This is a genomic window from Enterobacter sp. MGH119 (assembly GCF_001037675.1).
GTDB lineage: Bacteria > Pseudomonadota > Gammaproteobacteria > Enterobacterales > Enterobacteriaceae > Enterobacter > Enterobacter hormaechei_C.
On the sequence record NZ_KQ089929.1, the window covers coordinates 1871254 to 1897094 of the forward strand.

Here is a 25841-nt window from a genome sequence, read left to right on the forward strand (position 1 = left end):
ATTCTCTTAGTAAACGAGTACGGCACGACGGTTTTTGGAGTAAGCCGCTTCGTCGTGACCCAGTACTGCTGGTTTTTCTTTACCGTAAGAAACGATGGAGATCTGGTCAGCAGAAACGCCTTTACCCTGGAGGTACATTTTAACAGCGTTTGCACGACGTTCACCCAGGGAGATGTTGTACTCCGGAGTACCACGTTCGTCCGCATGACCTTCTACGGTGACTTTGTAAGACGGGTTGCTACGCAGGAAGTTTGCGTGCGCATCCAGCATTGCAGCGAAGTCAGAACGAATGTCGTATTTATCCAGATCGAAGTAAACGATGTTGTTCTGCTGTAACTGCTGCATCTGAAGACGCGCTTGCTCTTCAGAAGACATATTGCCATTGCCGTTAGCGTCCATACCGGTGCCGGCACCCATCATGCCTTCGCCGCTCTGGTCATTGCTTGCGTTCTTGTTAGAAGAACACGCTGCGATTGCCATAACAGGCAGAGCGATCATCAGCCCCTTCAGCACTTTGTTCAGTTGCATTTCTAAGATTCCTTTAGTAATCAATTAATTATTATTACAGATACGGCGACCAGGCAGGTGATTTTACCTGTCCATCAGTTGCCGGAAGACGCGCTTTGAAACGCCCATCTGTAGAAACCAGATTCAGCACGGATCCCATCCCCTGAGAAGAGCTGTAGATTACCATGGTGCCGTTAGGTGCCAGACTTGGCGTTTCATCCAGGAACGTTGACGACAGTACTTGTACGCCCCCCGTTACCAGATCTTGTTTGGCAATGTGCTGCTGACCACCCGCAGTACTGACCATTACCATTGTTTTACCATCGGCACTGACGTCAGCATCCTGGTTCTGAGAACCTTCCCAGGTAATACGCTGCGCTGCTCCGCCGTTGATATTCACTTTATAAACTTGTGGACGACCTGCCTGGTCAGACGTAAATGCCAGATTCTGGCTGTCCGGGAACCAGGTTGGCTCAGTGTTGTTGCTACGACCATCCGTGACCTGACGGATCTGACCAGAACCAATATCCATCACGTACAGGTTCAGGCTACCGGTTTTAGACAGGGCAAACGCCAGTTTGGTACCATCCGGAGAGAACGCAGGCGCACCGTTGTGACGTGGGAATGACGCAACCTGACGCACAGCACCGTTAGACAGTGTCTGGATAACCAGCGCGGAACGGCCGCTTTCGAAGGTCACGTACGCCAGCTTAGAGCCATCCGGAGACCATGCCGGAGACATCAGCGGCTGTGGTGAACGGTGTACGGTGAACTGGTTGTAACCATCGTAGTCAGAGACGCGCAGCTCATAAGGGAACTGGCCGCCGTTGGTCTGTACTACGTACGCGATACGGGTACGGAACGCACCTTTAATACCGGTCAGCTTCTCAAACACTTCGTCACTCGCCGTGTGGCCTGCATAACGCAGCCACTGCTTGTTCACCTTATACGTGTTTTGAGCCAGAACGGTACCCGGCGCACCGCCAGTATCCACCAGCTGATAAGCGACGTTATAGCCGCCGTCTGGCGCAGGAGTAACCTGTCCGACAACCACGGCATCAATACCCAGTGCAGACCATGCAGCAGGTTGAACTTCCTGAGCTGTACCCGGCTGCTGCGGCAGACGAGAACGATCTAAGGGGTTAAATTTACCGCTGTTACGCAGGTCAGCTGCAACAATGCCGCCAATATCTTCAGGCGCAGCGCCCGGGCCTGCCCACTGGAACGGAACGACACCGATTGGACGCGCTGAGTCGTTCCAGTCGGTAATGTCGATGCTTACTGTGGCATGCACTGCTGACGTCAACAGTACTAAAAAACCAAAAGCTAATCGTAATGCCTGCTTCATCATATCTCCCTTATCCGAACAATAAGTCCTGGATAATTTAGCAGAAGGTTAACAAACTCAAATACACAAAACTATCAGAACCCGATAACAGCAGCTCTGCTTATGGCTTAAAGTTCAGCGAAGCGTCTTTGAACACTTCATAGACAGCCTGTGATGGAGGTTTTGGCAGTTTTGCCTGATTCACTGCCACAAGTGCAGCCTGGCATAATGCTTCATCTCCCCCTTCTGACTCAACGCTCAGCACCATACCATCCGTAGCCAGTTTAATATGCAGTCGGCACGTTTTCCCGGTATAGAGCGATTTATCGTTAAGTCTGCTGGCAATAGCCGCGGCAATCTGATTCTTATAGTCGTTGATCTCAGCGCCAGAAGCACCGTTGTTCTTAGTGTTACCACTTCCTGCCGGTGCTGCGTTACTTCCTTTCGCCCCACCGCCCGTTTTCGGTGCATTCTTACCGGAGCTCAGGTCCCCCAGCAGATCGTCAACCCCTGCGGCAGCGGCTTTTTCCGCAGCAGCGGCCTTCTTAGCTGCGGCTTTTTCAGCAGCAGCTTTCTTATCAGCAGCGGCTTTCTCAGCTGCCGCTTTTTTATCAGCAGCGGCTTTTTCCGCAGCGGCGGCTTTTTCTGCCGCAGCTTTCTCGGCCGCGGCCGCTTTTTTCGCAGCATCGGCAGCCGCTTTCTTCTCTGCTTCCTGCGCAGCTTTTTTGGCGGCTTCCGCTTCGGCTTTCTTCTGTGCGTCAGCGGCAGCTTTTTTCGCCGCTTCGGCTTCTGCTTTCTTCTTCGCATCAGCAGCGGCTTTCTTCGCCGCTTCGGCTTCCGCTTTCTTCTGCGCATCAGCAGCAGCTTTCTTCGCGGCTTCTGCGGCTAACTTAGCTTGAGCATCTGCCTGCGCCTTCGCGTCTGCCGCGGCTTTGGCTGCCGCCTCTTCCGCCTGCTTCTGCTGTTCCTGAGCTTTCTTCGCTGCGGCTTCAGCCTGTTTCTGCTGCTCCGCCTGCTCTTTAGCGGCTTCCTGCGCCTGCAAACGCTCTTTCTCAAGCTGCTTCAGACGTTCCTGCTCGGCGGCCTGCTTTTCACGCAGCTCTTCCGCCTGCTGTTGCGCCTGTTTTTCACGCTGTTCTTCCGCGCGTTTTGCGCTCGCCTGCTGCTGTTGCTGGCGATTATAGTTCTGCACTACCGCACCGGGATCCACCATGACGGCGTCGATGGACGAGCCCCCATCGCCGCCTGATGCATCAAGGTGCTCATCGAACGAACTCCAGATCAGCGCTGCAAAAAGAAATACGTGCAGCACTGCGGAGACGATTATCGCTCGCTTAAGCTTGTCGTTCTGTTCGGTTGCCTTTGACACTATCGGTTCCCAAAAACTACGCAGATGATCAAATAGGCTGAGTCATTAAGCCAACTGACTTAACGCCCGCGCTATGTAGCAAGTTCAGCGCTTTGATAATTTCATCATATGGTACGTCTTTCGCACCACCGATTAAGAAGACCGTCTTCGGATTTGACTCCAGACGTCGTTGCGCTTCAGCAATAACCTGCTCTGGCGGAAGCTGATCCATACGATCTTTCTCTACCACCACGCTGTACTGCCCTACGCCGGAAACCTCAATGATGACCGGAGGATCGTCATTGGTGCTTACCGCCTGTGATTCTGTCGCATCCGGCAGATCAACTTCCACGCTCTGGGTGATGATGGGCGCTGTCGCCATAAAGATCAGCAGCAGCACCAGCAGCACGTCCAGTAACGGAACGATATTGATTTCGGACTTGAGCTCGCGACGACCTCGTCCACGCGATCTGGCCATGGTTTACCCCTTGTTGCTCTCGGTGCTGGTAAACGCCTGACGATGCAGAATCGCGGTGAACTCTTCCATAAAGTTGTCGTAGTTCAGTTCCAGTTTGTTCACGCGCTGGTTCAGACGGTTGTACGCCATTACCGCCGGAATTGCGGCGAACAGACCGATTGCGGTCGCGATCAGTGCTTCTGCGATACCCGGTGCAACCATCTGCAACGTTGCCTGCTTCACCGCCCCCAGGGCGATAAAGGCGTGCATGATCCCCCACACCGTACCAAACAGGCCGATATACGGGCTGATGGAGCCAACGGTTCCGAGGAATGGAATATGCGTTTCAAGATTTTCCAGTTCGCGGTTCATGGAGATGCGCATCGCACGCGACGCCCCTTCTACCACGGCTTCCGGCGCATGGCTGTTAGCGCGATGTAAGCGAGCGAACTCTTTGAAACCGCTGTAGAAAATTTGTTCGGAGCCTGAAAGGTTATCACGGCGTCCCTGGCTTTCCTGGTACAGACGAGAAAGCTCAATTCCCGACCAGAACTTATCTTCAAACGCTTCGGCTTCGCGGCCAGCGGCATTAAGGATACGCGTTCTCTGGATGATGATGGCCCAGGATGCGATTGAAAAACCAATCAAAATCAACATGATAAGTTTAACCAGAAGGCTTGCCTTCAGGAACAAATCAAGGATATTCATGTCAGTCACTGCTTAAACTCCGCGACAATAGACTTAGGAAGCGCACGAGGCTTCATTATGGTTGGATCAACACAGACAATCAGGACTTCAGCTGAGTTCAGTACCGTGTTCTCTGCATTGACTATCCGCTGCGTGAAAACCAGTGAAGTTCCGCGCATTGATGTAATTTCTGTTTGAACTTCGAGCATATCGTCGAGTCTGGCAGGCGCAAAATACTCAAGCGTCATCTTGCGTACCACGAAGGCAACTCGCTCAGCCAACAGCACCTGTTGACTAAAGTGATGATGGCGCAGCATCTCTGTGCGTGCCCGTTCATAAAAAGCAACGTAGCTGGCGTGGTAGACCACACCACCGGCATCGGTATCTTCGTAATAGACACGTACCGGCCATCGAAACAGCGTTGTATTCACTTTACATCCCGGTAATACAAGAAAAGTTGGAGCTTTCAAACTTCGCTACTATACGCGCGGGAATGATGGTTTGGAATGGGGGAAAGTAAACGGAGAGTAAATTTTTATGGGCCATGGTAAGCCCATAACGTTAACGGACATTTCTTATTCAGAAGAAGAAGAAAATCAAACCGGCGAGGAGAACCAGATCGGCAATCAGTGGGCAGAAGATGCCCTGCCAGTGTAGCGCTTTCGGACGAAAGCCGACACCGTGAATCACGCCTGCGCACACAGCCCACATAATCAGGAAGCCATGCCAGATTTCAAGCTCGCTGGTTTTCGCCGCGAAGCGCGACGGGTCCCAGAAGATACAGCCTGCCAGCAGTAATGCCATAATGAGGGAAAGCGCCCTCAGGGGGCGCTTATCCATTACCGCATATAAGGTTGCGATAATATTCATTAGTGCTTTTCTTCACCTGCTTTGGTCGCTTCTACATGCTCAAGCGCCAGGGCAGTGATGACACCAAACGCACAGGCAAGAAGCGTCCCTAAAATCCATGCGAAATACCACATATTCAGCTCCTTACTTAGTACATAGAGTGGGTGTTGCTTTCGATATGTTCTTTAGTGATGCGACCGAACATTTTCCAGTAACACCAGGTGGTGTAGAGCAGGATAATCGGTACGAACACGCAAGCAACATAGGTCATTAAGTTCAGCGTCAACTGACTGGACGTTGCATCCCACATGGTCAGGCTGGCGTTCATCATGGTGCTGGATGGCATCACGAACGGGAACATCGCAATCCCCGCCGTCAGGATGATGCATGCCAGCGTCAGTGAAGAGAATACGAACGCCAGAGCGCCTTTCTCCAGACGAGACGTCAGCACGGTCAGCAGCGGCAGCAGCACACCCAGAGCCGGGATAGCCCACAGCGCAGGAGTATTGTTGAAGTTCACCAGCCATGCACCGGCCTGCCGCGCCACTTCTTTGGTCAGCGGGTTAGACGGTGCAGTATGGTTGATCGCGGAGGTCACCACGTAACCATCAATACCGTACAACACCCACACGCCAGCCAGCGCGAAGCAGACCAGCGTCACCAGCGCCGCCACCTGAGCGGTAGCGCGGGAACGCAGGTGCAGTTCACCTACGGTACGCATCTGGAGATAGGTTGCGCCCTGGGTGATGATCATCGCCACGCTCACTACGCCCGCCAGCAGACCAAACGGATTCAGCAACTGGAAGAAGTTACCGGTGTAGAACAGACGCATATATTCGTCGACGTGGAACGGTACGCCCTGCAACAGGTTACCGAACGCCACACCAATGACCAGCGGTGGAACGAAGCTACCGATGAAGATGCCCCAGTCCCACATGTTACGCCAGCGGGTGTCTTCAATCTTGGAACGGTAGTCGAAACCCACCGGACGGAAGAATAAAGAGGCCAGCACCAGAATCATCGCCACATAGAAGCCGGAGAACGCAGCCGCGTAGACCATCGGCCAGGCAGCGAACAGCGCGCCGCCTGCGGTGATCAGCCACACCTGGTTACCGTCCCAGTGCGGGGCGATGGAGTTGATCATGATTCGACGCTCGGTGTCATTACGACCGAGGAAACGGGTGAGCATGCCCACGCCCATGTCGAAACCATCGGTGACCGCGAAACCAATCAGCAGAACACCGATCAGCAGCCACCAGATAAAACGCAATACTTCATAATCGATCATTTGATGACTCCTGTCTTAGCGTGCCGGCTGAGTAGTCGCAACAGACTGCTCGTAGTGATAGCGACCGGTTTTCAGGCTGCTTGGGCCAAGGCGCGCGAACTTGAACATCAGGAACAGTTCAGCCACCAGGAACAGGGTGTACAGACCGCAAATGAGCAGCATGGAGAAGATCAGGTCGCCTGCGGTCAGGGAGGAGTTCGCTACCGCTGTTGGCAGCACCTCACCGATCGCCCACGGCTGACGGCCATATTCCGCAACAAACCAGCCGGACTCGATAGCAATCCATGGCAGTGGGATACCGTAAAGCGCGGTGCGCAGCAGCCATTTTTTCTCACCGATACGGTTACGAATGACTGACCAGAACGAGGCCGCGATGATCAGCAGCATGATAATGCCGCAACCCACCATGATGCGGAACGCGAAGTACAGCGGCGCAACGCGTGGAATAGAGTCTTTGGTTGCCATCTGAATCTGCGCTTCCGTCGCGTCAGAGACGTTCGGGGTATAGCGTTTCAGCAGCAGACCGTAACCGAGGTCTTTCTTCACGTCGTTAAATTGATCGCGAACGGCCTGGTCGGTAGAGCCGGCGCGCAGCTGTTCCAGCAGCGAGTAAGCTTTCATCCCGTTACGGATACGCTCTTCATGCTGCACCATCAGATCTTTCAGGCCAGTCACCTGTTTGTCGACGGAGCGCGTGGCGATAATACCCAGAGCGTAAGGAATTTGAATGGCGAAGCGGTTTTCCTGCGCTTCCTGGTCAGGCACGCCGAACAGGGTAAACGCTGCCGGTGCCGGCTGGGTTTCCCATTCAGCTTCAATTGCGGCGAGTTTGGTTTTCTGCACGTCGCCCATTTCGTAACCGGATTCATCACCCAGAACAATAACGGACAGAATCGCGGCCATACCGAAGCTTGCTGCAATAGCAAAAGAACGCTTGGCGAACGCGAAGTCACGGCCGCGCAGCATATAGTAGGAGCTGATGCCCAGCACGAACATCGCGCCGCACACATAGCCAGACGCCACGGTGTGAACGAATTTAACCTGGGCAACCGGGTTCAGGACCAGCTCAGCGAAGCTGACCATCTCCATACGCATGGTTTCGAAGTTGAAATCAGATGCGATTGGGTTTTGCATCCAGCCGTTCGCCACCAGGATCCACAGTGCGGACAAGTTGGAGCCTAATGCCACCAGCCAGGTTACCGCCATATGCTGGACTTTACCCAGACGGTCCCAACCGAAGAAGAACAGACCTACAAAGGTGGATTCGAGGAAGAAGGCCATCAGACCTTCAATGGCCAGCGGCGCACCGAAAATATCCCCCACATAGTGGGAATAGTAAGACCAGTTTGTCCCGAACTGGAACTCCATGGTCAGACCGGTTGCCACGCCCAGCGCAAAGTTGATACCAAACAACTTGCCCCAGAACTTGGTCATATCTTTATAAATCTGTTTGCCGGAGAGGACGTAAACCGTTTCCATGATGGCCAGCAGGAACGCCATACCGAGCGTCAGCGGCACAAACAGGAAGTGGTACATCGCGGTCAAGGCAAACTGTAAGCGCGACAGTTCGACTACGTCTAACATTATGACTCCTTGCTCATCGCATGAAGACTCCGAGAGTGAACCCCGTTAGATAAGGATCCACACGCATGCCCCAATACAAAGTTATCTGCTTCCCTTCTTCGTTGCTTATTCTCTATATGAGGAAAAAGCAATGATGAAAGGTTACAAATACGTTAAGAAAAAACCAAATTGATCCCGTAAATATAATACGCTGCAAAACCCTTACAATAAACAGGTTTTTATTCAAACAGATTTACGTTTTTCGACGGCGATCAATTTATAGCAAAATTACCACTTTTCGGCCATTTTGATCGGGAACAATTTAACGCCTTTTTGAGCCTTTTTCCAAGGATTAAACATTGATTTAAATCAAAAACGGCCAGAGCTGTTAATGATGTTTCTTTGTGGTGCGGATAGTAAAAACCTTGTTAATGATATGTACATTTAAAGGCGTTGATGGTTATAAAAGCCAGAGGATAATATAAACAGTTGTGATTTTTATTAACGCGCGTGAAAAAACGCATTTTGCCGGAAGATAAACATATAATGTTATCTGCTTCACAGTATTTTTCTTTCGCTTTGCTACCTGCCGAAACGATTACATTTTATTCACTTTTAATAATCTTAAAATTAACACCCCTTCGTGACTATTTGATGAAATAAAGGCCGCAGGAATGCGGCCTTTATTTTATTTTGAGAATTACCTTTCAATTTTTATGCTGAAGGTACGTGACTGGCCTGGCCGGAAAGACCCCGTAATGGCTGAGCCCTCTTCCCCTTGCGCCTTGTACACCTCATTCATGTCCGTTTCGCAACAGGCCTGGACCTCACGGTTCACAGACAAAGCCACGTCACAGGAGCGGGTCTCCGAAGGGTTGTACAGACGAAGAATCATCTCGTCACGATCCTCCGCTTTTTTCAGCACACTGAGTACGCATCCGTTAGGCGCCAGCGTTAGCAGGCTATAGCTACGGGGTGTGGTGAAAGAGGCACGGTTAAGCTTCATCGCATCCCACGGAATTTTGTTATAACAGTGCACTGGCGTTAACCACGACTTCGCCTGCTGCGCAACGCCAGCACTGACGGGCAAACCATTAAAACTGAACAGGCTAAAGCGACAGGTTAACTGGCCCCGCATCTGCGAATCAGGCACCGGCATTTTGATCCCGGACGGTCTGCCGGGGCGCAGCAGTAAATCTTCCTTCCCAAGCACCCCCACGCCGCGAAGCAACGTCAGGGCAAACGTTTTTTGACGCTCGCCAGTCACTTCAAATTCGCGTAACCCTTCGGTAAACAGCGCCATCCCGTTACGCCGTTCCTGGAGCACCGCGTAGTTAAGCAGATTCCACACCGGCAGCGGCGCTTCCTTCCAGCCCTCCTCCTGCCAGTTCGCCATCGCTTCATCCTGTACAGGTCGCGTCAGCGAACCGAACTGGGTATCAGCTAACACCGTGTCTGTGGTGAATGGCGTCGGGATCAACACCCGAACACGGTGGTCATCCGCGTGATTTCCGAGACGCGCCTCAATGTCGATACGTCGGCTGTTATGGCTGAGCGTGACCGTGAGTTCTGCCTCAAGCGTTCCCGTCTGCTGACGCGCAGAACGTTCAGCGAGATCCGCCGGCACCGCCATGCGATGGCGGATCACCGCCCTGCTCTGCCAGACCTCGTGGATCACCTCAACCTCATGCTCGCCCTGCGCGGAAGTGAGTCTCCACTCTTCCCGTGAAGGCGAGTAGTCGTACTCATCGCCATCATCCGAGCTCTCTTCTATTTCCAGCGCGCGGTCATAGATAAGCCCGGACGCTTTATCGAGCAGACGCAGGGTGCCGTCGTCGTTTAACGTTATTTCCCAGAAAGCATTTTCCAGTAATGCCTCCGACGTTGTTTCTGGCGCCAGCAGCTTGCCAGCCACGTGCGGCTCGATATAGAGCGTGCGGTAACCCATTGATGGCAGGATCTGGTTGAGCTGGATATCAAACTCCATAAAGGGATCGTAGTTGCCGTAATGCACAATCTGCCGGTCTATTAAGCCGGGGTCGATTTCACGCGCGCTGCGCAGGCAGTAAGGGATTTCATTCCCCCTATCGTCCAGCAGGCGGAACTGGCTGGCGCGCAGACGTATCGTAGTGTTAATCACTTCCTCACGCGGCCAGGGCGTGAGGTTAAACATCACCAGTTTGTCTTCCTCGCACTGCGGCATGTTGTCGACAATCTTGCGCATATAGAAGCATGTCAGGTTATCGGCCATGTCTTCCGCCAGCTCGAAGCGTGACATCACCTCACGATGCACTTTGTCACTACAGCAGCAGCCGATACTGTCATGGGCGTGATTCTTGAGGATCTCTTTCCACATTTTTTCCAGCAAGCCGTGGTGATACTCAAAGCCCAGCGTCCAGGCAAGCGTGGCCAGCGGCTCAAGGACATTGACGATTTTATTCTCTATCCGGGCGTGGGCGATTTTGATGTCCATTCGCGTGGAGCCTATTGTCCGGTGCACCCGCATATATTTACCGTCAATAAACTCCCCTTTCAGCGTCGCCAGTTCATCGCGGTGCGCGTCAATGTGGTCAAACACCTCCTCGAAGCGGCTCATCACAAACTGACGCTGCGGATAGATTTCGCGCAGCTTATCCATCACCGCAAAGATGTTCTGCTGGAGCGGCATCTGATCATGGCCGTTAGGCAGCAAAATTTCTTTCGTCACGGAGGCTTTTTCCAGCACCTCGAAGTACGTGTCGAGCCGTTTGCGCAGCCCGGCCTCATCCTCCGGTAAGTACTTACCAATCGCGTAGCCCAGCGGTAACGCCTGTGCCGTCACTTCACTGCCGTCCTGACTTTGCCAGAGAAATTCGGTTTTATCGGTACCATGCCGCTCGGAACACCCGCGCCAGAACATGGTGCGCGTGATGCCAAAACCGTTGTAAATGTGTGGCAGCTGGGAAGACATGCCGAAGGAGTCCGGCAGATAGCCAATTTTCATCGGCTCGCCAAAGGCCAGACAGTCGCGAATGCCGTACATCAGATTTCGGACAATCGACTCGCCGGAGACAAGGGTGGTGTCCGTCTGGGTATACCACGGCCCGATAATCAGCTTCCCGGCCGCCACCAGCGCCTTCACGCGTGGCCTGTTTTCCGGTTTCACGGCAAAATAATCTTCCAGCACCGCCGTCTGGCCGTCGAGAACGTAGTATTTATATTCTGCGTCCTGCTCAAGACGGGTAAGGATCTCTTCCATATTATTGACCAAAAGAATACGTGACGCTTCGGTGGTGAAGTACCACTCCCGGTCCCAGTGCATATGTGGCGTGATATGAACGCGAGATACAGCTTTCATCTTCGTTTCCTGTCAGTGCGTGTTTAGGATGTTATGTCTTCAGTCACGTAGGTGCCGCTCTTCACGGCCTGGCGTCGCCAGAGGAGTAAAATGAGCGTAGAGATTGCGGCGCCAATCAGCGCGGCGCCAAACCAGCCGGCAGCGGCCAGCACGCCGCCCAGCCCGGCATCATGCAGTAAGAAGAGAGAGAAAATACCCGCGCCCGGGGTGGATAGCCCAATCCCCATCGCCCCGACAATCGCTCCGGTCGCCATTGACCCCAGAACAAATGAGCCGATGACCCGCAACGGATCCTCGATAGCCATCGGAATTGCTCCTTCGGTGATGCCCGCCAGCCCCAGCAGCCAGGTGGACTTGCCGGTTTCAATTTCGAACTGTTTGAACAGGTTCGGAGCCAGCATCGTTGATGCCGTCACGGTAAAGGCCGATACCATTTTGACGGAGGCAAAAATCGCATAAGGCCCGTATACGCCATTGGCCATCGCCCCCAGACAGAACGCGTAAGAGGCTTTGTTGACCGGACCGCCCAGATCGAACGAGCACATAAAGCCCAGGATCGCCCCCAGCAGCAGCGCGTTCGCGCCGGACAGACCGTTAAGCCAGGCGGTGAGGGCGTTATTGATCCAGGCCACCGGTTCGCCGATCACAAACAGCATCAGGCTGCCTGCGCCCAGCACGCCAATCACCGGATAAAGATAAAAGGTCAGAAAGCCGTTGTAGCGGCTACTCAGCCGGATGTGGTTTTTCACCCAGCGCATCAGGTAGCCCGCAATCAGCCCGCCGACGATGGCCCCCAGAAAGCCGGAGCCGATCATATTGGCGGCAAGACCCGCCGCAAAGCCTGGCGTTAGCGCAGGTTTATCCGCCAGCGAGTAAGCGGTGTAGGCCGCCAGAACAGGCACCATCAGAATACCGAGCATCCCGCCGCCCAGTTTGCGGTACATCCACAGCCACGAATTTTCCTGATCGAACAGATGCTGCAAGCCCAGGATTTGCGCCAGCAGTACCGACATGGCCAGCACCGTGCCGCCAGCGACAATCAGCGGCACCGCAAAGGAGATACCGCTGAGCAGCGCCTGCTTGAGTTCGGTTTTAACGCACTTTTTCGCGTCCGTGTCGACGTGCGCAGGACGCGCATCGGATACAGGCTGTAGCGCCAGCGCACGCTCAATGAGCGCTTCCGCATGGCGCAAGGGTTCCGCGACGGGCACGGAAATGGCAGGGATCCCCTGAAAACGCTCGCGCTCTTTAATCGCCACTTCCGCCGCGAAGATACACGCTTTTGCCTCCTGCAACTGCTGCGCGGTGATGCGCCCCTCAATACCGTTTGCCCCCTGCTTTTCGACCACCACATTGACGCCGAGCTTTCGTCCCGCTTTTTCGAGATATTCCGCTGCCATGTAGGTATGGGCGATCCCGGCCGGACAGGCGGTAACGCAGACGATCGTCGGGGCATTCTCCGCAACGGCGGTTTCTTGCGCGTCAGGCGCCGTTTCCAGCGCCGCAAGCACCGCTTCCGCGCTGGTCGCCGTCATCACGCGCGCCCTGAGATCGTCATCCGCCAGGCGAGACGTCAGTTCCGTCAGCACCTGAATATGCGTTGATCCCGCTTGTGCGGGAGGAATGGCGAGCAAAAAAATCAGCTCGACCTCCTCCGGTCCGTCCACGCCTTCCCAGGCCAGCGGCTCGCACAGTGTGGCCACGGCAAAAGCCGCTTCCTTTACCGCCGCTGATTTACCATGGGGTACGGCCAGTCCCTCGCCCAGCGCCGTCGGGCCAAGCGATTCCCGATGGAAAACCTCTGCCAGAAACGTATCGGCGTCGGCTATTTTGCCCAACGCCACCAGCCGCGTCGCAAGCTGGCGGATTGCCTCATCACGGCTGGTAAACTGCGCCTGCACGCAGACAGCACGGGGGTCGGTCAGAGTCGTCAGGTTCATAAAGATCCTCACCTATCCAAAGTTTTTGTCTGGGGAGGATTGTGGCAGAGCCAATAAGACATTTATGTGATCATTTTCACTAACACCGAAATTTGTATCTTATTTGTATTATTTACAAATCCGACACTGAAGGCATAATTCCCTGAAAAGGTATTAAATAGGCGTGACCCAATGGGCAATAAACCGATGTACCGGCAGATCGCCGATGCGTTCCGCGAGAAAATTAATGCCGGTGAGTTAAAACCTGGCGACGCGCTGCCGACAGAATCCAGCCTTCAGGAGGCGTTTAGCGTCAGCCGTGTCACCGTGCGGCAGGCGTTGAAGCTGCTCGCCGACGAGCAGATCATCGAAAGTATTCAGGGCAGCGGCTCGTATGTAAAAGAGGAGCGGGTGAATTACGATATTTATCAGCTCACCGGCTTTTACGAAAAGTTAGCGGATCGCAACGTCGATACGCACAGCGACGTCAGCGTCTTCGAAGTGGTGAAAGCCGATGAGCGGCTCGCGACAAAACTGGCGCTCAATCCGGATGATAAGGTCTGGCACGTCAAGCGCGTACGCTTCATCAGGGAAAAGCCGGTGAATCTGGAAGAGACATGGATGCCGCTGGCGATGTTCCCCGACCTCACCTGGGAAGTGATGGAACAGTCGAAATACCATTACATTGAGCAGATCAAAAAGATGGTTATCGATCGCAGCGAGCAGGAGCTGGTGCCAGTCATGCCATCGGACGAGGCGATTGCCGCCCTGGCGCTCGATCCGGCGAAACCGATTCTGGAAAAAGTCTCCCGCGGCTTTCTGAAAGACGGCCGGGTATTTGAGTACAGTCGCAACGTGTTTAACTCCGACGACTATAAATTCACTCTGGTGGCTAAACGCAGACAATAAAAAAGGCCGCTTTACAGCGGCCAACCATGTCGAAACGGACATTTTTTTATACTTCAACGCGCCCCATACGGGGAGCAGAGAGGACTTACTTAATGATGGACTTCAGTGCTTCACCGATATCCGCCAGGCTGCGAACGGTTTTCACGCCTGCGGCTTCCAGTGCTGCGAATTTCTCATCAGCCGTACCTTTACCGCCTGCGATAATCGCGCCCGCGTGACCCATACGTTTGCCTTTCGGCGCGGTCACACCCGCGATGTAACCCACCACCGGCTTGGTCACATGATCTTTGATGTAAGCAGCCGCTTCTTCTTCCGCGCTACCACCGATCTCACCGATCATCACGATCGCTTCGGTCTGTGGATCTTCCTGGAACAGCTTCAGGATGTCGATGAAGTTAGAGCCCGGGATCGGGTCACCGCCGATGCCCACGCAGGTGGACTGGCCGAAACCGTAGTCGGTGGTCTGCTTAACCGCTTCATAGGTCAGGGTACCGGAACGGGACACAATGCCCACTTTGCCTGGGCGATGAATGTGGCCCGGCATGATGCCGATTTTGCATTCGCCCGGGGTGATAACGCCTGGGCAGTTCGGGCCGATCATGCGCACGCCTGCTTCATCCAGCTTCACCTTCACGGTCAGCATATCCAGCGTCGGAATACCTTCGGTGATGGTGATGATCAGTTTGATGCCTGCGTCGATCGCTTCCAGAATGGAGTCTTTGCAGAACGGCGCCGGAACGTAGATCACGGTCGCGGTTGCGCCCGTCGCTTCTACGGCTTCACGCACGGTGTTGAACACCGGCAGGCCCAGGTGGGTGGTGCCGCCTTTACCTGGCGTTACGCCGCCTACCATCTGCGTACCGTAGGCAATTGCCTGTTCGGAGTGGAAAGTCCCCTGGCTACCGGTGAAGCCCTGGCAGATAACCTTGGTATCTTTATTAATTAAAACGGACATTATTTCCCCTCCACTGCGGCAACAACCTGCTGAGCTGCATCCGTCAGACTTTTCGCTGCAATAATATTCAGGCCGCTGTCAGCCAGTTTTTTCGCGCCGAGTTCAGCGTTGTTCCCTTCCAGACGTACAACAACCGGAACGTTAACGCCCACTTCTTCTACCGCGCCGATGATACCGTCGGCGATCAGGTCGCAACGTACGATACCGCCGAAGATGTTCACCAGAACCGCTTTCACGTTGCTGTCAGAGAGAATGATTTTGAACGCTTCGGTTACGCGCTCTTTGGTTGCGCCACCGCCCACGTCGAGGAAGTTCGCTGGCTCACCGCCGTGCAGCTTAACGATGTCCATGGTGCCCATTGCCAGGCCCGCACCGTTAACCATGCAGCCGATGTTGCCATCCAGCGCCACGTAGTTCAGTTCCCACTGTGCAGCCTGCGCTTCACGCGGATCTTCCTGAGACTGGTCGCGCATTTCGCGCAGATCGGACTGGCGGAACAGCGCGTTGCCGTCAGCGCCCAGCTTGCCGTCGAGGCAGATCAGGTCGCCCTGGGTGGTGATCACCAGCGGGTTGATCTCGATCAGCGCCAGATCGCGCTCCAGGAAGATGGTCGCCAGACCCATGAAGATCTTGGTGAACTGCTGAACCAGCTTGCCTTCCAGACCCAGTTTGAACGCCAGCTCACGACCCTGGTAAGGCATTGGGCCCGCCAGCGGATCGATAGCCACTTTGTGGATCAGGTGCGGGGTCTCTTCCGCCACTTTTTCGATTTCCACACCGCCTTCGGTAGACGCCATGAACACCACGCGACGGGAGCTACGGTCTACGACTGCGCCGAGGTACAGTTCTTTCGCGATGTCGGTCGCCGCTTCAACCAGGATCTGGTTAACCGGCTGGCCGTTCGCATCTGTCTGGTAGGTTACCAGACGCTTGCCGAGCCAATGTTCAGCAAACGCACGGATCTCTTCTTTGCTCTTAACAACCTTCACACCGCCCGCTTTACCACGGCCACCAGCGTGAACCTGACATTTAACTACCCACGGGCCGGCACCGATTTTAGACGCGGCTTCTTCTGCTTCACGCGGGGTAGTACAGGCATAACCCACCGGAGCCGGTAAGCCATACCGGGCAAACAGCTGTTTGGCCTGATATTCATGTAAGTTCATGTGTTCTATCCATCCTTCAGGTAATCGTTAGGTAGTGCTTTTGTAAGCCCGGCAAGCAACGCGCCGCCGGGCAAGACTGCAAAAACTAGACGTCCAGCAGCAGACGCGTTGGATCTTCCAGCAGCTCTTTAATGGCAACCAGGAAGCCCACGGATTCGCGGCCATCGATCAGACGGTGATCGTAAGAGAGCGCCAGGTACATCATCGGCAGGATCTCCACTTTACCGTCTACCGCCATTGGACGATCTTTAATGGCGTGCATACCCAGGATCGCGCTCTGCGGCGGGTTGATGATCGGGGTAGACATCAGCGAGCCGAACACACCGCCGTTGGTAATGGTGAAGTTACCGCCGGTCAGGTCCTCAACGGTCAGCTTGCCGTCGCGGCCTTTCACGGCCAGCTCTTTGATTTTCTTCTCAATGTCAGCCATACCCAGGGTATCTACGTCACGCAGAACCGGGGTTACCAGGCCGCGTGGAGTAGAAACCGCCATGCTGACATCGAAGTAGTTGTGGTAAACCACGTCATCGCCATCGATAGACGCGTTCACTTCCGGGTAGCGTTTCAGCGCTTCAACTACCGCCTTCACGTAGAAGGACATAAAGCCCAGACGGATACCGTGACGTTTTTCAAACGCGTCACCGTACTGCTTGCGCAGGTCCATGATTGGTTTCATGTTGACTTCGTTGAAGGTAGTCAGCATCGCGGTGGAATTTTTCGCTTCCAGCAGACGCTCGGCCACGCGCTTACGCAGGCGGGTCATTGGCACGCGTTTTTCGCTACGTGCGCCCAGAGCTGGCTGTGCCGCTGGTGCTGCCGCAGGGGCTTTCGCTTCCGCTTTCGCCTCAGAAGGCGCTTTTGCCAGATGCTTGTCGATGTCTTCGCGCGTCAGACGGCCACCCACGCCGGTGCCTTTGATGGCTGCCGGATCGAGGCTGTGCTCAGCCAGCAGGCGACGGATCGCCGGGCTGAGCGCGTCGTTGGTCTGATCGGACAGAGACGCCTGCTGGCGCTGGGCCGGGGTAGACGCTTTTTCTTCAGATTTGGCGCTGGACTCTTTGCCCGCACTATTGCCTTCACGCAGGCGCCCCAGGATCTGGCGAGAAGTGACGGTCGTACCTTCATCTTCCAGGACTGCATCCAGAATGCCATCCGCTGAAGCCGGTACTTCCAGTACCACTTTGTCAGTTTCGATTTCTACCAGCACTTCGTCACGGGTTACCGCGTCGCCTGGTTTTTTGTGCCAGGTGGCGACGGTTGCATCTGCTACGGACTCAGGCAGGTCGGGAACAAGAATATCTACGCTACTCATTATGTATCCTTTAATTAATCGACGTTCAGCGCGTCATTGACCAGATCTTGTTGCTGCTTCTGGTGAACGGACATATACCCTACCGCCGGAGAGGCGGAGGCCGGGCGACCTGCATAACGCAGGGCAGACCCAAATGGAATCACTTCACGGAAATGATGCTGGCTGCAATACCATGCGCCCTGGTTGAGCGGCTCTTCCTGGCACCAGACAAAATCATGAACGTGAGCGTACTGTTTCAGCACTTCCTGCATCGCCTGATGCGGGAACGGATAAAGCTGCTCGATACGCAAGATGGCGACATCTTTCTGATCGTTTTTACGGCGCTGTTCCAGCAGGTCGTAATAAACCTTACCAGAACACATTACGACACGCTTAACGGCCTGCGGATCCAGCTCGTCAATTTCACCGATGGCCGGCAGGAAGGTGCCGTTTGCCAGCTCTTCCAGGCTGGAGACCGCCAGTGGATGGCGCAGCAGGGATTTTGGCGACATGACTACCAGCGGACGGCGCATACCGCGCAGCGCCTGACGACGCAGCATGTGGTAAACCTGAGCTGGGGTCGACGGCACGCAAACCTGCATGTTCTGCTCGGCGCAGAGTTGCAGATAACGCTCCAGACGCGCGGAGGAGTGCTCCGGCCCTTGTCCTTCATAGCCGTGCGGCAGCAGCATCACCAGACCGCACATACGGCCCCACTTCTGCTCACCGGAGGAGATGAACTGGTCGATAACCACCTGCGCACCGTTGGCGAAGTCACCGAACTGCGCTTCCCAGATAGTCAGGGTGCGGGGTTCTGCGGTGGCATAGCCGTATTCGAAGGCCAGAACCGCTTCTTCTGACAGCACGGAGTCCCAGACCTTGAACTGGCCCTGACCGTTATGCACGTGCTGAAGCGGAGTATACGTTGAACCATTAGACTGGTTGTGTACAACCGCATGACGGTGGAAGAAGGTGCCACGACCCGCATCTTCACCGGACAGACGAACCGGAATACCTTCGTCAACCAGCGTCGCATAGGCCAGCGTTTCCGCGCCGCCCCAGTCGAACAGCTTCTCACCCGCCGCCATTGCCTGGCGGTCGCCATAGATCTTGGCCACGCGGGACTGCATCTCGATCGCTTCCGGCACGGTGCTGATGCGTTTAGCCAGCTCCTGCAAACGCTTCATCTCAACCTTGTTCGGGTAGCTCTCGTCCCACTCGTGGTTGAGGTACGGCGACCAGGTAAAGGAGTGCATGTTCATTGGACGCAGCTCTTTGACCACGCATTCACCCGCGTCCAGCGCGTCGCGATAAAGATTGACCATTTCGGTCGCATCTTCCAGCGTCGCCACTTTTTCGCTTTCCAGCTTGTCAGCATAGATTTTACGCGGCGTCGGATGTTTTTTGATTTTCTGGTACATCAGCGGCTGGGTTGCACTTGGCTCATCCGCTTCGTTGTGGCCGTGACGGCGGTAGCAGAAGAGGTCAATGAATACGTCGCGCTTGAAGGTGTTACGGAAGTCCAGCGCCAGACGGGTAACGAAAGCAACGGCTTCAGGGTCATCCGCGTTAACGTGGAAAATTGGCGCCTGAACCATTTTACCGATGTCGGTGCAGTACGGGGTGGAACGCGCATCCAGCGGGTTAGAGGTGGTGAAGCCCACCTGGTTGTTGATTACGATGCGAACGGTACCGCCCACTTCATAACCACGCGCTTTCGACATGTTCAGGGTTTCCTGAACCACGCCCTGCCCCGTGACCGCCGCATCACCGTGAATGGTGATTGGCAGCACTTTATTGCTGCTCGGCTCGTCCAGACGATCCAGACGCGCACGCACGGAACCGATAACCACCGGGCTAACGATTTCCAGGTGCGACGGGTTAAATGCCAGCGCCAGGTGAACCTGACCGCCCTCGGTTTCGATATCAGACGAGAAGCCCATGTGGTACTTCACGTCACCGGTGCCGAGGTGCTCTTTATGTTTACCCGCAAATTCGTCGAACAGATCCTGCGGCTTTTTACCCAGCACGTTAACCAGCACGTTAAGGCGTCCACGGTGCGCCATGCCCAGCACCACTTCGCGCGTACCGCTCTTACCGGCATGACGAATCAGCTCTTTCAGCATCGGGACTAACGCATCGCCGCCCTCCAGTGAGAAGCGTTTTGCGCCAGGGAATTTCGCGCCCAGATAGCGCTCAAGGCCTTCCGCTGCGGTCAGTTCGCTGAGGAAACGTTTTTTCTCTTCTGCTGAGAAATTCGCGTGGCCTGCCACGGATTCGATACGCTGCTGGATCCAGCGTTTCTCTTCGGTGGAGGTAATGTGCATATATTCCGCGCCGATGGAGCCGCAGTAGGTTTGCTTGAGCGCGTCAATCAGATCGCCCAGCTTCATCGTGTCTTTGCCGATGGCAAAAGAACCTACGTTAAAGCTTTCCTGGAAATCGGCCTCGGTCAGATCGTGATAAGCCGGATCGAGATCCGCTACACGTTCCTGCTGCCACAGTCCCAGCGGATCGAGATTCGCATGCTGGTGACCACGGAAGCGATAAGCGTTGATAAGTTGCAGGACTTTTACCTGCTTCGCATTGGTGTCAGGGTCGGAAATCGCAGAAGAGTAACGTGAGGCATCCTTCGCCAGACGACGGAAATAATCACGTGTTTTTGAATGGAATTGATCCGGTTTGACCCCTGTACCAGGCAACTGCTGGAACATGGAACGCCAGTTTGCGTCCACTGAGTCAGGATCGGTTAAGAAGTCTTCATAGAGCTGTTCTATCCAGCTCTGGTTTGAACCAGAGAGGTAAGAAGAGTCCAGCCAGGCTTTCATTGCGCCGTTCTGCATCGTGATCCCTTAAGCATTTTTATGCTTACTTTCGCCGTAGAAACTACCACGCACACCACGTGTACGTGCCGGGGTTCACCTGCGAGCTCTTTTCATTTGGCCCGCGAAGGAACCTTTAGAAACTGTCTAAACTTCAGGGCAGTTTTTAAAGGTTTCTGCAATCTGTCCCCTCTCCCTTTGGGAGAGGGTTAGGGTGAGGGGAACAGCGCTCCCCTCTCACTACTTACGCACTGCGCTGCAACAACATCGACTTAATATGGCCGATGGCGCGCGTTGGGTTCAGCCCCTTAGGACACACACTGACGCAGTTCATGATGCTATGGCAGCGGAATACGCTGAAAGCGTCACTTAGCCCTTCCAGACGATTCTCGGTTTCGGTATCGCGGCTGTCGATCAGGAAGCGATAGGCAGCCAGCAGACCCGCAGGGCCGATAAATTTATCCGGATTCCACCAGAACGACGGGCATGACGTTGAACAGCATGCACAGAGAATACACTCGTACAACCCATCGAGTTTTTCACGCTGCTCAGGAGACTGTAAGTGCTCGCGAGCGGGTGGATTTTGCCCATTATTCAATAAGTAAGGCTTAATCTTCTCATATTGTGCATAGAATTGCCCCATGTCCACCACCAAATCACGCACGACCGGCAGGCCAGGCAGAGGACGGATAACAATTTTCTGGCCAGGGCGGTTTAGCGCAGAAATTGGCGTGATGCAGGCCAGGCCATTTTTGCCGTTCATGTTCACACCGTCAGAACCACACACCCCTTCACGGCAGGAGCGGCGGAACGACAGCGTAGGATCTTTCTCTTTCAGCTGGATTAAGGCATCCAGCAGCATCATGTCGCGACCTTCTTCCGCTTCGAGGGTGTAATCCTGCATACGCGGAGCATCGTCTACATCCGGGTTATAACGATAAACTGAGAATTCGAGTTTCATTATCCTGTCTCCGCATTAGTAAGTACGAATCTTCGGCGGGAACGCCGGACGCAGTTTCGGTTCCATATTAACGCTACGACGCGTCATGGTTTCCGACTCTGGCAGATACAGGGAATGGCACAGCCAGTTTTCGTCATCACGATCCGGGAAGTCGAAGCGGCTATGGGCGCCACGGCTTTCGGTACGGAAGTTTGCCGACATCGCAGTGGCGAACGCGGTTTCCATCAGGTTATCCAGCTCAAGGCACTCAACGCGCTGGGTGTTGAACTCGCTGGAGGTATCGTCCAGACGGGCATTCTTCAGACGCTCGCGAATCGCTTTCAGCTGCTCAAGCCCTTTGGCCATCGCGTCACCTTCACGGAATACCGAGAAGTTGTGCTGCATACACTCTTGCAGCGCTTTACGAATTTCCACCGGATCTTCGCCGTTACGGTTGCCGTTCCAGCGGTTGAGGCGCTCAAGAGAGGCATCGATTTCGTCGTCGGTCGCATCACGCAGCGCGCCCTGCTCGGCAATAGATTCCTGGAGATGCAGCCCCACCGCACGACCAAATACCACCAGGTCCAGCAGGGAGTTGCCGCCCAGACGGTTTGCGCCGTGCACGGATACGCAGGCTATTTCGCCTACCGCGAACAGGCCTGGGATGACCACGTCTTCGCCCTGCTCGTTCACGGTCAGCGCCTGACCGGTCACTCTGGTCGGAATACCGCCCATCATGTAGTGACAGGTTGGGATAACCGGAATTGGCTCTTTCACCGGGTCGACGTGCGCGAAGGTGCGGGACAGCTCCAGAATGCCCGGCAGACGGGATTCCAGCACTTCTTTACCCAGATGGTCGAGTTTCAGCTTCGCGTGTGGACCCCAAGGGCCGTCACAGCCGCGGCCTTCACGAATTTCGATCATGATGGAACGCGCCACCACGTCACGGCCCGCCAGGTCTTTCGCGTTTGGCGCATAACGCTCCATGAAGCGCTCGCCATGTTTGTTCAGCAGGTAGCCACCTTCACCACGGCAGCCTTCTGTCACCAGTACGCCCGCCCCGGCGATACCGGTTGGGTGGAACTGCCACATCTCCATGTCCTGGACCGGCACGCCCGCGCGGATAGCCATACCGACACCATCACCGGTGTTGATGTGGGCGTTGGTGGTGGACTGGTAAATACGGCCTGCACCGCCGGTCGCCAGCACCGTAGCGCGGGCTTTGAAGTAGACCACTTCACCAGTTTCGATGCACAGGGCGGTACAACCCACCACGGCGCCATCGGCGTTTTTCACCAGATCCAGCGCATACCACTCGGAGAAGATGGTGGTGTGGTTTTTCAGGTTCTGCTGATATAACGTGTGCAGCAGCGCGTGGCCGGTACGGTCAGCCGCCGCTGCGGTACGTGCCGCCTGCTCGCCGCCGAAGTTTTTCGACTGGCCGCCAAACGGACGCTGATAGATGGTGCCATTTTCCAGACGGGAGAACGGCAGACCCATGTGGTCCAGCTCCAGAATCGCTTCCGGGCCGGTTTTACACATATATTCGATGGCATCCTGGTCACCGATGTAATCGGAACCTTTTACCGTATCGTACATGTGCCATTCCCAGTTATCTTCATGGGAATTACCCAGCGCAACGGTGATACCGCCCTGCGCAGACACTGTGTGGGAACGGGTCGGGAATACTTTAGAGAGCAGCGCACAGGTCTGGCCGCTCTGGGAAATTTGCAGTGCGGCGCGCATACCTGCGCCACCCGCACCAATCACAACAGCATCAAATTCTCTGACTGGCAGTTTCATTACACACCCCACACCACAACAAATCCATAAATGACGTAAACCAGCAGAGCAACAACAATAATCAGTTGCAGCGGAAGGCGAATCGCCAGCGGTTTAACGTAATCGGTCAACACCTGCCACATGCCAATCCAGGCATGAATAAGGATGGAGAACAGGGCCAGCAGGGTGAACACTTTGGTGAAGGCCGATCCGAAGAAACCACTCCAGATTTCCCACGTCAGCGTCCCGCTGGTCGCGAAGAAACCGATCATATAGATGATGTAAAGGGTGAGAACGATGGCGGTAGCACGGACCAGGATGAAGTCATGTACGCCGTTGCGTCCTAATGCGGAGGCGTTGCTTACCATACGAGAACTCCTGCGAGAAGTGAAAGCACGACAGTGATCACAAATGAAATGTTAGCGGTACGTTTACCGGCCTCGAACGTCTCTTCCAGGTAGCCAAAGTCCATCAGCATATGGCGAACGCCACCAACCACGTGATAGGCCAGCGCGGTCAGAATGCCCCACATGATAAATTTCACGAAGAAGCTGTTCATGATGGCTGAGGCCTGGAGGAATCCTTCAGGGGATGAGAGGCTGGTTCCCAGTAACCACAGCAAGATACCGACCGCCACAAACGTAATCACACCAGAAACACGGTGCAGAATGGACGCTATTGCTGTTACAGGGAATCGGATCGTTTTGAGATCCAGATTGACAGGTCTTTGTTTTTTCACATTTCTTATCATGAATAACGCCCACATGCTGTTCTTATTGTTTCCTTCCTCCGGACTGCGATGCGGGTCAGACAGCGTTCCTTTTCTATAACTGCGCGTCATGCAAAACATTGCTTCCAAATGCTAAAACGACACGTTACAACGCTGGGTGGCTCGGGATTGCAGGGTGTTCCGGAGACCTGGCGGCAGTATAGGCCGTTCACAAAATCATTACAATTAACCTACATACAGTTTGTTGGGTTTTCTCTGGAACAGTGATCGGGGTCACGATAACAACATCTTTTTAAATTTTAATCATCTGATTTGACAAATGTTAAACAATATTGTTACAAACGTCATCAGAAAAGGCATATAATGCGCAAAAGTTATGAGGTCTCTCTTTCACCTGACAAATAGTTATGTAACAGTGTGATGGTATTGACCGAAGTTATCAGGACAGTTATTAGTGATATACAGGTTTGAATAATTCGGACTGCAAAAACGCTGATTTGCTGTTGTTTCACTGATATTTCATTCGTTTACCTGCAAGGCGCCATAGCTCTGTACCCTGGTTTCTCCTCGTGAGCTGAGCGGTAAGCCAAATAACAATCTGGTAACGATGATTAACAGCTGAAAGCAAATCCGGTAAAGCGCAGTCTTAAGCATAAGGCGCTAAGGAGACCGTAAATGGCTGATACAAAGGCAAAACTCACCTTAAATGGTGATGATGCTATTGAACTGGATGTGCTAAAAGGCACGCTCGGTCAGGATGTTATTGATATCCGTACGCTGGGTTCCAAAGGGGTATTCACCTTTGACCCTGGATTCACCTCCACCGCATCTTGCGAATCCAAAATCACCTACATTGACGGTGACGAAGGTATCCTGCTCCATCGCGGCTTCCCCATCGATCAGTTAGCCACCGAATCCAACTATCTGGAAGTGTGCTACATCCTGCTGAACGGCGAAAAACCGACGCAGGCTCAATACGATGAATTTAAAACCACCGTGACCCGTCACACCATGATCCATGAGCAGATTACCCGTCTGTTCCATGCGTTCCGTCGTGACTCTCATCCGATGGCGGTTATGTGCGGTATTACCGGTGCGCTGGCGGCGTTCTACCACGATTCTCTGGACGTGAATAACCCACGTCACCGTGATATCGCGGCGTTCCGTCTGCTCTCCAAAATGCCTACCATGGCGGCGATGTGTTACAAATACTCTATCGGTCAGCCGTTTGTGTATCCACGCAACGACCTCTCCTACGCGGGTAACTTCCTGCGCATGATGTTCTCCACGCCGTGCGAAGAGTATGAAGTGAACCCGGTGCTGGAACGCGCAATGGACCGTATTCTGATCCTGCACGCTGACCACGAACAGAACGCCTCGACCTCTACCGTCCGTACCGCAGGCTCTTCCGGCGCGAACCCGTTCGCCTGTATCGCTGCGGGTATCGCCTCCCTGTGGGGACCGGCGCACGGCGGCGCGAACGAAGCAGCACTGAAGATGCTGGAAGAGATCAGCTCCGTTGAGCATATTCCTGAGTTCGTGCGCCGCGCGAAAGACAAGAATGACTCCTTCCGTCTGATGGGCTTCGGTCATCGTGTTTACAAAAACTACGACCCTCGCGCGACCGTCATGCGTGAGACCTGCCACGAAGTGCTGAAAGAGCTGGGCACCAAAGATGATCTGCTGGAAGTGGCGATGGAGCTGGAACACATCGCGCTGAACGACCCGTACTTCATCGAGAAGAAACTCTACCCGAACGTCGATTTCTACTCTGGCATTATTCTGAAAGCGATGGGCATTCCGTCTTCCATGTTCACCGTGATCTTCGCCATGGCGCGTACCGTGGGCTGGATTGCGCACTGGAACGAAATGCACAGCGAAGGCATGAAAATCGCCCGTCCTCGTCAGCTGTATACCGGCTACGAGCAGCGTGATTTTAAGTCTGACCTGAAGCGCTAAAAGTT

Annotated in this window: 22 protein-coding genes; 2 read left to right on the forward strand and 20 right to left on the reverse strand. The window is 54.4% G+C overall.

All coding sequences use genetic code 11. The features are described from left to right. Positions 1 to 6 precede the first annotated feature (6 nt). The 12 genes from pal to mngA all read right to left on the reverse strand — a co-directional run bounded on the left by pal (position 7) and on the right by mngA (position 13303). Positions 7 to 528: a peptidoglycan-associated lipoprotein Pal gene (gene pal / locus SK53_RS08930; protein ID WP_003858578.1), complete on the reverse strand. Its 522-nt coding sequence runs from the start codon at positions 526 to 528 to the stop codon at positions 7 to 9. A 34-nt stretch (positions 529 to 562) separates the two neighbouring features. After that, a complete protein-coding gene (gene tolB, locus SK53_RS08935) occupies positions 563 to 1855 on the reverse strand; it encodes a Tol-Pal system beta propeller repeat protein TolB (RefSeq protein WP_017384962.1) in 1293 nt (430 codons plus the stop codon). A 100-nt stretch (positions 1856 to 1955) separates the two neighbouring features. After that, positions 1956 to 3203, reverse strand: coding sequence for a cell envelope integrity protein TolA (tolA, locus tag SK53_RS08940; protein WP_023315652.1), 1248 nt, complete (start codon positions 3201 to 3203; stop codon positions 1956 to 1958). Positions 3204 to 3231: 28 nt separating this feature from the next. Further along, positions 3232 to 3660, reverse strand: coding sequence for a colicin uptake protein TolR (gene tolR, locus SK53_RS08945; protein WP_003858589.1), 429 nt, complete (start codon positions 3658 to 3660; stop codon positions 3232 to 3234). A 3-nt stretch (positions 3661 to 3663) separates the two neighbouring features. Then, positions 3664 to 4356 carry a Tol-Pal system protein TolQ gene (gene tolQ, locus SK53_RS08950; RefSeq protein WP_003858590.1) on the reverse strand — a complete coding sequence of 231 codons (693 nt, stop codon included), beginning with the start codon at positions 4354 to 4356 and terminating at the stop codon, positions 3664 to 3666. Further along, a complete protein-coding gene (ybgC, locus tag SK53_RS08955; protein ID WP_003858593.1) occupies positions 4353 to 4757 on the reverse strand; it encodes a tol-pal system-associated acyl-CoA thioesterase in 405 nt (134 codons plus the stop codon). The genes tolQ and ybgC overlap by 4 nt, the downstream gene beginning before the upstream one ends. Positions 4758 to 4905: 148 nt before the next feature. Next, positions 4906 to 5196, reverse strand: coding sequence for a cyd operon protein YbgE (gene ybgE / locus SK53_RS08960; protein WP_003858596.1), 291 nt, complete (start codon positions 5194 to 5196; stop codon positions 4906 to 4908). Next, on the reverse strand, positions 5196 to 5309 hold the full coding sequence (gene cydX, locus SK53_RS08965; RefSeq protein ID WP_003858598.1) for a cytochrome bd-I oxidase subunit CydX: 114 nt from the start codon (positions 5307 to 5309) through the stop codon (positions 5196 to 5198). Before cydX ends, ybgE begins: the two co-directional genes overlap by 1 nt. Positions 5310 to 5323: 14 nt before the next feature. Continuing rightward, positions 5324 to 6463, reverse strand: a complete 1140-nt coding sequence (cydB, locus tag SK53_RS08970) for a cytochrome d ubiquinol oxidase subunit II (protein WP_045896875.1) — start codon at positions 6461 to 6463, stop codon at positions 5324 to 5326. A 15-nt stretch (positions 6464 to 6478) separates the two neighbouring features. Continuing rightward, positions 6479 to 8047: a cytochrome ubiquinol oxidase subunit I gene (gene cydA, locus SK53_RS08975; protein ID WP_003858601.1), complete on the reverse strand. Its 1569-nt coding sequence runs from the start codon at positions 8045 to 8047 to the stop codon at positions 6479 to 6481. Between the two features lie 679 nt (positions 8048 to 8726). Further along, a complete protein-coding gene (mngB, locus tag SK53_RS08980) occupies positions 8727 to 11363 on the reverse strand; it encodes a mannosylglycerate hydrolase (protein WP_048209106.1) in 2637 nt (878 codons plus the stop codon). A gap of 23 nt (positions 11364 to 11386) precedes the next feature. Further along, positions 11387 to 13303: a PTS 2-O-a-mannosyl-D-glycerate transporter subunit IIABC gene (gene mngA, locus SK53_RS08985; RefSeq protein ID WP_048209108.1), complete on the reverse strand. Its 1917-nt coding sequence runs from the start codon at positions 13301 to 13303 to the stop codon at positions 11387 to 11389. A 171-nt stretch (positions 13304 to 13474) separates the two neighbouring features. On the opposite strand from mngA, the gene SK53_RS08990 reads away from it, so the two are divergent. Then, on the forward strand, positions 13475 to 14191 hold the full coding sequence (locus SK53_RS08990) for a GntR family transcriptional regulator (protein ID WP_003858607.1): 717 nt from the start codon (positions 13475 to 13477) through the stop codon (positions 14189 to 14191). Between the two features lie 85 nt (positions 14192 to 14276). On the opposite strand, the gene sucD is transcribed toward SK53_RS08990, so the two are convergent. The 8 genes from sucD to sdhC form a co-directional block, all read right to left on the reverse strand. Next, positions 14277 to 15146: a succinate--CoA ligase subunit alpha gene (gene sucD, locus SK53_RS08995; protein WP_003858609.1), complete on the reverse strand. Its 870-nt coding sequence runs from the start codon at positions 15144 to 15146 to the stop codon at positions 14277 to 14279. Beyond that, a complete protein-coding gene (gene sucC, locus SK53_RS09000; RefSeq protein WP_003858611.1) occupies positions 15146 to 16312 on the reverse strand; it encodes an ADP-forming succinate--CoA ligase subunit beta in 1167 nt (388 codons plus the stop codon). Before sucC ends, sucD begins: the two co-directional genes overlap by 1 nt. A gap of 85 nt (positions 16313 to 16397) precedes the next feature. Then, positions 16398 to 17624, reverse strand: coding sequence for a 2-oxoglutarate dehydrogenase complex dihydrolipoyllysine-residue succinyltransferase (gene odhB / locus SK53_RS09005; protein ID WP_003858613.1), 1227 nt, complete (start codon positions 17622 to 17624; stop codon positions 16398 to 16400). Positions 17625 to 17638: 14 nt separating this feature from the next. Continuing rightward, a complete protein-coding gene (sucA, locus tag SK53_RS09010) occupies positions 17639 to 20446 on the reverse strand; it encodes a 2-oxoglutarate dehydrogenase E1 component (protein ID WP_048209110.1) in 2808 nt (935 codons plus the stop codon). 223 nt (positions 20447 to 20669) lie between these two features. Then, on the reverse strand, positions 20670 to 21386 hold the full coding sequence (gene sdhB, locus SK53_RS09015; protein WP_003858617.1) for a succinate dehydrogenase iron-sulfur subunit SdhB: 717 nt from the start codon (positions 21384 to 21386) through the stop codon (positions 20670 to 20672). A 15-nt stretch (positions 21387 to 21401) separates the two neighbouring features. Then, positions 21402 to 23168, reverse strand: coding sequence for a succinate dehydrogenase flavoprotein subunit (sdhA, locus tag SK53_RS09020; protein WP_048209112.1), 1767 nt, complete (start codon positions 23166 to 23168; stop codon positions 21402 to 21404). Then, positions 23168 to 23515, reverse strand: a complete 348-nt coding sequence (gene sdhD, locus SK53_RS09025; protein WP_003858621.1) for a succinate dehydrogenase membrane anchor subunit — start codon at positions 23513 to 23515, stop codon at positions 23168 to 23170. Before sdhD ends, sdhA begins: the two co-directional genes overlap by 1 nt. Continuing rightward, positions 23509 to 23913, reverse strand: coding sequence for a succinate dehydrogenase cytochrome b556 subunit (sdhC, locus tag SK53_RS09030; protein ID WP_026080740.1), 405 nt, complete (start codon positions 23911 to 23913; stop codon positions 23509 to 23511). The genes sdhD and sdhC overlap by 7 nt, the downstream gene beginning before the upstream one ends. Before the next feature lie 639 nt (positions 23914 to 24552). Here sdhC and SK53_RS09035 point away from each other — a divergent pair. After that, a complete protein-coding gene (locus SK53_RS09035) occupies positions 24553 to 25836 on the forward strand; it encodes a citrate synthase (protein WP_003858624.1) in 1284 nt (427 codons plus the stop codon). Positions 25837 to 25841: the final 5 nt, after the last annotated feature.

Excerpts from the sequence above, each read along its gene's own strand:
- tolB (WP_017384962.1), bottom strand. The coding sequence starts at position 1,855 with ATGAAGCAGGCATTACGATTAGCTTTTGGTTTTTTAGTACTGTTGACG.
- SK53_RS09035 (WP_003858624.1), top strand. The coding sequence starts at position 24,553 with ATGGCTGATACAAAGGCAAAACTCACCTTAAATGGTGATGATGCTATT.
- sdhB (WP_003858617.1), bottom strand. The coding sequence starts at position 21,386 with ATGAAACTCGAATTCTCAGTTTATCGTTATAACCCGGATGTAGACGAT.
- sucC (WP_003858611.1), bottom strand. The coding sequence starts at position 16,312 with ATGAACTTACATGAATATCAGGCCAAACAGCTGTTTGCCCGGTATGGC.
- sucD (WP_003858609.1), bottom strand. The coding sequence starts at position 15,146 with ATGTCCGTTTTAATTAATAAAGATACCAAGGTTATCTGCCAGGGCTTC.
- cydX (WP_003858598.1), bottom strand. The coding sequence starts at position 5,309 with ATGTGGTATTTCGCATGGATTTTAGGGACGCTTCTTGCCTGTGCGTTT.
- sdhC (WP_026080740.1), bottom strand. The coding sequence starts at position 23,913 with ATGTGGGCGTTATTCATGATAAGAAATGTGAAAAAACAAAGACCTGTC.
- sdhA (WP_048209112.1), bottom strand. The coding sequence starts at position 23,168 with ATGAAACTGCCAGTCAGAGAATTTGATGCTGTTGTGATTGGTGCGGGT.
- cydA (WP_003858601.1), bottom strand. The coding sequence starts at position 8,047 with ATGTTAGACGTAGTCGAACTGTCGCGCTTACAGTTTGCCTTGACCGCG.
- sdhD (WP_003858621.1), bottom strand. The coding sequence starts at position 23,515 with ATGGTAAGCAACGCCTCCGCATTAGGACGCAACGGCGTACATGACTTC.
- tolR (WP_003858589.1), bottom strand. The coding sequence starts at position 3,660 with ATGGCCAGATCGCGTGGACGAGGTCGTCGCGAGCTCAAGTCCGAAATC.
- ybgE (WP_003858596.1), bottom strand. The coding sequence starts at position 5,196 with ATGAATATTATCGCAACCTTATATGCGGTAATGGATAAGCGCCCCCTG.
- cydB (WP_045896875.1), bottom strand. The coding sequence starts at position 6,463 with ATGATCGATTATGAAGTATTGCGTTTTATCTGGTGGCTGCTGATCGGT.
- sucA (WP_048209110.1), bottom strand. The coding sequence starts at position 20,446 with ATGCAGAACGGCGCAATGAAAGCCTGGCTGGACTCTTCTTACCTCTCT.
- pal (WP_003858578.1), bottom strand. The coding sequence starts at position 528 with ATGCAACTGAACAAAGTGCTGAAGGGGCTGATGATCGCTCTGCCTGTT.
- odhB (WP_003858613.1), bottom strand. The coding sequence starts at position 17,624 with ATGAGTAGCGTAGATATTCTTGTTCCCGACCTGCCTGAGTCCGTAGCA.
- mngB (WP_048209106.1), bottom strand. The coding sequence starts at position 11,363 with ATGAAAGCTGTATCTCGCGTTCATATCACGCCACATATGCACTGGGAC.
- SK53_RS08990 (WP_003858607.1), top strand. The coding sequence starts at position 13,475 with ATGGGCAATAAACCGATGTACCGGCAGATCGCCGATGCGTTCCGCGAG.
- mngA (WP_048209108.1), bottom strand. The coding sequence starts at position 13,303 with ATGAACCTGACGACTCTGACCGACCCCCGTGCTGTCTGCGTGCAGGCG.